8 protein-coding genes are annotated in these 5,673 nt (G+C 49.1%); 7 read left to right on the plus strand and 1 reads right to left on the minus strand.

The window, feature by feature from the left end; genetic code table 11:
* The first annotated feature begins 26 nt into the window (after positions 1-26).
* The 6 genes from ACTRDR_RS14575 to ACTRDR_RS14600 all read left to right on the plus strand — a co-directional run bounded on the left by ACTRDR_RS14575 (position 27) and on the right by ACTRDR_RS14600 (position 3,975).
* The gene (locus tag ACTRDR_RS14575; protein ID WP_440528342.1) at positions 27-1,049 is read left to right on the plus strand and encodes a stage V sporulation protein AD; all 1,023 of its coding nucleotides are present in this window, start codon (positions 27-29) and stop codon (positions 1,047-1,049) included.
* 91 nt (positions 1,050-1,140) lie between these two features.
* Complete coding sequence (locus ACTRDR_RS14580) at positions 1,141-1,392, plus strand: hypothetical protein (RefSeq protein WP_022153424.1); 252 nt, start codon at positions 1,141-1,143, stop codon at positions 1,390-1,392.
* Positions 1,393-1,502: 110 nt separating this feature from the next.
* Entirely contained in the window at positions 1,503-1,877 is a 375-nt protein-coding gene (locus ACTRDR_RS14585; protein WP_118505147.1) for a RidA family protein, read from the plus strand.
* A 149-nt stretch (positions 1,878-2,026) separates the two neighbouring features.
* The gene (locus ACTRDR_RS14590; RefSeq protein ID WP_440528345.1) at positions 2,027-2,533 is read left to right on the plus strand and encodes a shikimate kinase; all 507 of its coding nucleotides are present in this window, start codon (positions 2,027-2,029) and stop codon (positions 2,531-2,533) included.
* Between the two features lie 76 nt (positions 2,534-2,609).
* The gene (locus ACTRDR_RS14595) at positions 2,610-3,542 is read left to right on the plus strand and encodes a DMT family transporter (RefSeq protein ID WP_440528347.1); all 933 of its coding nucleotides are present in this window, start codon (positions 2,610-2,612) and stop codon (positions 3,540-3,542) included.
* Positions 3,543-3,618: 76 nt separating this feature from the next.
* Positions 3,619-3,975: a SpoVA/SpoVAEb family sporulation membrane protein gene (locus tag ACTRDR_RS14600; RefSeq protein ID WP_176865659.1), complete on the plus strand. Its 357-nt coding sequence runs from the start codon at positions 3,619-3,621 to the stop codon at positions 3,973-3,975.
* 58 nt (positions 3,976-4,033) lie between these two features.
* Here the strand turns inward: ACTRDR_RS14600 and ACTRDR_RS14605 are convergent, their stop codons facing one another.
* Positions 4,034-4,528 (minus strand): DUF5721 family protein, encoded by a 495-nt coding sequence (locus ACTRDR_RS14605; RefSeq protein ID WP_440528348.1) that lies wholly within the window; start codon positions 4,526-4,528, stop codon positions 4,034-4,036.
* Between the two features lie 210 nt (positions 4,529-4,738).
* Between ACTRDR_RS14605 and ACTRDR_RS14610 the strand changes: the two genes are divergently transcribed.
* Positions 4,739-5,575 (plus strand): DegV family protein, encoded by an 837-nt coding sequence (locus ACTRDR_RS14610; protein WP_440528349.1) that lies wholly within the window; start codon positions 4,739-4,741, stop codon positions 5,573-5,575.
* Positions 5,576-5,673: the final 98 nt, after the last annotated feature.

Here is a 5,673-nt window from a genome sequence, read left to right on the forward strand (position 1 = left end):
AGTGTTATCGCATGGAAGGAGAAATTATGAATCAGAGAGTGGGAAGAAGCAGTATCCGTCTGGCACAGCCTGTGTGCGTGATCGCAGGTGCCAGTATCGTAGGGAAAAAAGAGGGCGAAGGACCGTTAGGTGCCTTGTTCGACATGGTAGGAGAGGATGATCTCTTCGGTTGTAAGACCTGGGAGGAGGCAGAAAGCAATCTTCAGAAGGACGCAGTATACATGGTCATGGAAAAGGCCGGGTGGAAAGCAGAGGATGTTTCGTATCTCTTCGCTGGTGATCTGTTGGGACAGTGTATTGCCACTTCCTTCGGTATCTCCGCTTACAATATTCCTCTGTTTGGTGTCTACGGAGCCTGCTCCACCTGTGGGGAAGCGCTGACACTGGGAGCTGTGATGGCAGCGGGAGGTTATGCGGAGCATGTGGTTTGTGTGACTTCCAGCCATTTCGCCAGCGCGGAGAAAGAGTTTCGTTTTCCGTTAGATTATGGAAACCAGAGACCGCTGTCTGCCAGCTGGACTGTGACAGGAAGCGGAGCCTTTGCCCTGGGGCTGAATCAGAAATGCAGAGCTCATATCACCGGCATGACTCCCGGACGGATCGTGGACTATGGACTCAAGGATTCCATGAACATGGGGGCCTGCATGGCACCTGCCGCCGCAGATACCATCGAACGCCACCTGGAGGATTTTCATGTGCAGCCTCAGGAATATGACCGGATCATCACCGGGGATCTGGGAAGCGTGGGACAGACAGTGTTGATCGATCTGCTGCGGGAAAAAGGAATTGATATTGCCGGCAGACACAGTGATTGTGGCATTGAGATCTTTAATGCAGATGCCCAGGACACCCATGCAGGTGGCAGCGGCTGCGGCTGCAGCGCCGTGACTCTGGCAGCATATATTCTGCCGAAGCTGGAATCCGGTGAGTGGAAAAAAATCCTCTTCCTCCCCACCGGAGCCCTGCTCAGTAAGACCAGTTTTAATGAAGGCAAAAGCGTGCCGGGAATCGCACATGCGGTAGTACTGGAGAGTCCGGCGGTGAAATAGTGAAAAGCACTCTTGCAAGCGCTGTAAGTTACTGGTAAAATAAACCTCAAACGGCGAAAAATATTATGCCGGGAATGGCTGGTGAGTCAGAATGCGCAGGATAGAATTTAAGATGGAACGACCGGGACTGTTGGAGGTCGGACAGAAGATCACGGTTACGGAGGGACTTCTGCCCAGTAACTATTACTATACCATAGACCCGTCCCTGGCGATGTCTCCGAATATTCCGTTCCGTTACCGATTGAAGAACCGTGAAGGAGTCGTGGCGGATATTGTGGAGAATTCCAGAGGATTCTATGTGACGGCGGAATTTGATGAGCCGGAGGTAGATATGACAAAGTAAACGCCGGGGATGCCGCAGAAATTTCGGAACATGCCGGGTAGCAGGCAGCTCAAGGCGCAGATGACAGATTTAAGAGTGAATTAAATTATAGCAAGAAAGAGGAGAATATTATGTTACAGAAGATTTCAACAGACAAAGCACCCGCAGCGATCGGACCTTACTCCCAGGGTATCGTACTGGGCAATATCTTTTTCGCATCCGGACAGATCCCCATTGATCCTGCTACCGGCGAGATTCATGGAACTACCATCGAGGAACAGGCAGAGCAGGTAATGAAGAATATCGGCGAATTGTTAAAGGCAGCAGGTACCGATTACACCAGAGTAGCCAAGACATCCTGCTTCCTGGCAGACATGGGCGATTTCGCAGCGTTCAATCAGGTCTATGCAAAGTACTTTACTGAGAATCCTGCAAGGAGCTGCGTTGCAGTCAAGACCCTTCCCAAGAACGTATTATGTGAAGTGGAAGTAATTGCAGAAGTATAATGAAGTAAAATATGTAGCGATTCAGCAAAAGCGGCAGACATAATGTTGTGAAGGAAAGCTGCAACGTTACAATAAATAGATAATAAGACGGAAGATCGTCGCTTACAGGCGGCGATTTTCTTGTGCATAGGTAAGGTGGGCAGAAATTTATGAAAAATAATATTACTCTGATCGGCATGCCGGGCTCGGGAAAAAGTACGGTAGGTGTCGTCCTGGCGAAGCGCCTGGGCAGACGTTTTGTGGATTCCGACCTGGTGATCCAGGACAGACACGGCAAATTATTACACGAACTGATCACGGAATATGGTGTGGAAGGCTTCTGGCAGATTGAGAGCGACGTGAATGCGTCCTTAAATCTGGAGAACAGCATCATTGCCACAGGTGGAAGCGCCTGCTACGAGCCGGAAGGCATGCAGCATCTGCGGGAGATCAGTACGGTGGTATATCTGAAGCTTCCCTATGAGGAAGTGGAGAAACGGCTGGGGAATCTGAACGCCAGGGGCGTGACTCTGCAGCCCGGTCAGACCCTGCGGGATCTGTATGATGAGAGAACCCCGTTGTATGAGAAATATGCGGATCTCATCATAGACTGCAGCGGAAAAATGCTGCGGGATGTAGTTGCGGAGATCGCTGAGAAATATAAAAAACGGTCCTGACAAAATCCCATAAATGTAAAGCAACAAGGGACGAAAAAATCAGGAACGGAAAATACAAGGAACATAAAATATAACTATGGAAAAGACAAGAGCAAAAACAACGAGAAACAGCCTGATCCTTCTGCTGACAGCCACCATCTGGGGCATGGCATTTGTCTCCCAGAGCAAGGGTATGGATTACATGCATCCGTTTACTTTTAACGGCGTCCGTTCCCTGATCGGCGCTGCCGGTATTCTGATGTATATTTTGATCAGTCGGAAGATCGCAGGAGACAAGGCAGCAAAATTAGACTGGAAACTGAATGCCAAGGCAGGGCTTCTGTGTGGTATCTTCCTGACCATTGCCAGTACCCTGCAGCAATTCGGTATCAAGTATACCAGTGTCGGCAAGGCGGGATTTATCACGACCCTGTATATTATTTTTGTGCCCATGTTTGGTATTTTTTTGAAGAAAAAGGTAGCACCGGTGGTCTGGGCAGCAGCCGGCATGGCAGCGGTGGGAATGTATCTGCTCTGCATGACAGAATCATTGCGCCTGGGGGCGGGGGATGTCATGGTATTTTTATGTGCTATTGCTTTTGCAATACAGATCATGACGGTTGATCATTATGCAGCGAGCATCGATGGAGCGGTGGTATCCTGTATCCAGTTCACGGTGTGCGGTGTCGTCTGCTGCATCGGGGCACTTATCTGGGGACAGCCGACTTTCGGACAGATTCAGGAAGGTCTGGGAGCACTGCTGTATGCCGGTGTTTTAAGCTGCGGTGTGGGCTATACTCTGCAGATTGTGGGGCAGAAGGGCTTGAATCCCACGGTGGCAGCGCTCATCATGAGTCTGGAATCCGTCATTGCCACTATCTCCGGATGGATCGCTTACAAGATCGGATTTTTAAGTACGGATCAGACACTGACTCCGAGACAGATCGCAGGCTGCGTTATCGTATTTGCCGCTGTGATCCTGGTACAGCTTCCGCCGGAGTGGTTCCGGTTTGGCAAAAAGAACGCTTAAGAGTATAAGGAACGCATAAATTCAGGAAAAAGTGCAGAGACTGTCCATAAACAGATATAAGGAGGAAACGCAGAGGATGGATTATATCAATGCTTTCTGGGTGGGCGGTCTGATCTGCGCTCTGGTGCAGATCCTGATGGAAAAGACGAAGATGATGCCGGGACGCATTATGGTGCTCTTAGTGGTCACCGGTGCAGTACTCAGTGCCCTTGGCTGGTATGAACCTTTTCAGGATTATGCGGGGGCCGGTGCCAGCGTACCGCTGCTTGGCTTTGGAAATGTATTAATGAAGGGCGTGAAAGAAGCGGTGCAGGAACAGGGCTTTTTAGGGCTTTTTGCCGGAGGTTTCAAGGCAGGAGCCGTGGGAACCTCCGCAGCGCTGATCCTCGGTTATCTGGCAAGTCTATTTAGTAAGCCGAAGATGAAGGAGTGACCGGCTTAGGGCCGTTTCTGAATGATTCGAAGAACAGGTGATGACCCGGAGAGAGGAATCAGAGCTCTTCGTAAGCGATTCCCTTCAGATCCAGATATTTTTTCAGCGCCTTGTCCCAGGCGGTATCGGCACTTTTATCCATAGTGAAGGTCTGGTAAGCACATCCGGTGGTGAGAACCGTTTTTTCCCCATCGTAGCGGATGGTAAGCACCAGGGCACGGATGACGTCAGGGTCCACCTGGGCTTTTGTAAGCATGGCAGCGGCTTTATCCGGCTGCATATGAAGCACAAATTTAAAATACAAAGGAGTGTGTTTTCCCTTGATCAGGTCAAAGCACAGTCCTTTTATTTTGCTAAAAGACTGCAGTTCCCAGGGAATACAGTCTTCGCCTCGTTCGTCAGCAGGATAGAAGTCCTTGTTGATATGCCCGTCGATGGTTACGGTGAGGGCGGTGCTGATGGTGGCTTCTTCCAGAAGAAAAGGATCAAATGTATCCGCTACCAGCAGGTGATTCATAAAATTTTTCATGGATGTAATCTGTAATGCGATCATGGAGGCTCCTTACTCCGGTGATGGTATCTTGCGTTCCGGTGTCATGCAATATAGAAACAGTATAAACGATGTACGGGAAAAAGGAAATATGAATATTTTGTGTAAAAGCTTTACGAACGAAATGTTTCGTGCTATTATAAGTAGTATTAAAAACTACATGGCATGGTTTATAAAAAATAACAAATCATTAATCATATGGAGATAGATATTATGAGTTTCAAAATCGTAGTAGACAGTTGTTGTGAATTGCCGGAAGAGTATCTGCAGGATCCTCGGTTTGAGATCGTTCCGCTGGGACTGGAAGTGGGAGATTATAGAATCCAGGATGATGAGAACTTTGATCAGGCAGAGTTTCTGAAAAAGGTGGCGGAATCTCCCAAATGTCCCAAGTCTGCGTGCCCTTCCCCGGAGAAGTTCCGGGAGGCTTATCGTACAGAGGCAGAGCACGTATATGCGATCACCTTGTCATCACACCTAAGTGGAAGCTACAACAGTGCGGTGCTGGGAATGAATCTGTATCGGGAAAAATATGGTAAGAAGCAGATCCATGTCATTGATTCCGAATCTGCCAGCTGTGGTGAGACGCAGATCGTGAAGAAGCTGGTAGAGCTGGAGGAGCAGGGACTTCCCTTTGAAGAGATTGTAAAACAGATCGAGGAATTCCGCAGCAATATCCACACGTATTTTGTACTGGATAATCTGGAGACTCTGCGTAAGAACGGGAGACTGACCGGCGTGAAGGCACTGGTGGCATCCACCTTAAGCATTAAGCCCATTATGGCAGGAGACAAAGGAAATATTGTACAGAGAGGACAGAGTGTCGGCATGAAGAAGGCACTCCGCAGAATGGCAGAGATCATTTTAGAGGAAGTCGGAGACACCAAAGACCGCACACTGATGATCACCCATTGTAATGCACCGGGCCGCGCCGAGACCATCAAAAAGCTTCTTACGGATAAGGTACAGTTCAAAGATAGCCTGATCATGGACACCCGCGGCGTCAGCAGCATGTACGCCAATGACGGCGGCGTTATCGTAACGGTGTAAATTGAGAGTTAGTTAAGCAACTCCACGAACGCCCACGGCGGATGGAACATCACGCCTTGATGTCACGTCTCCGGGTGTGAATTTTCTAATGAAAAGTG

The organism is Simiaoa sp., assembly GCF_051972595.1.
Taxonomy (GTDB): domain Bacteria; phylum Bacillota; class Clostridia; order Lachnospirales; family Lachnospiraceae; genus Acetatifactor; species Acetatifactor hominis.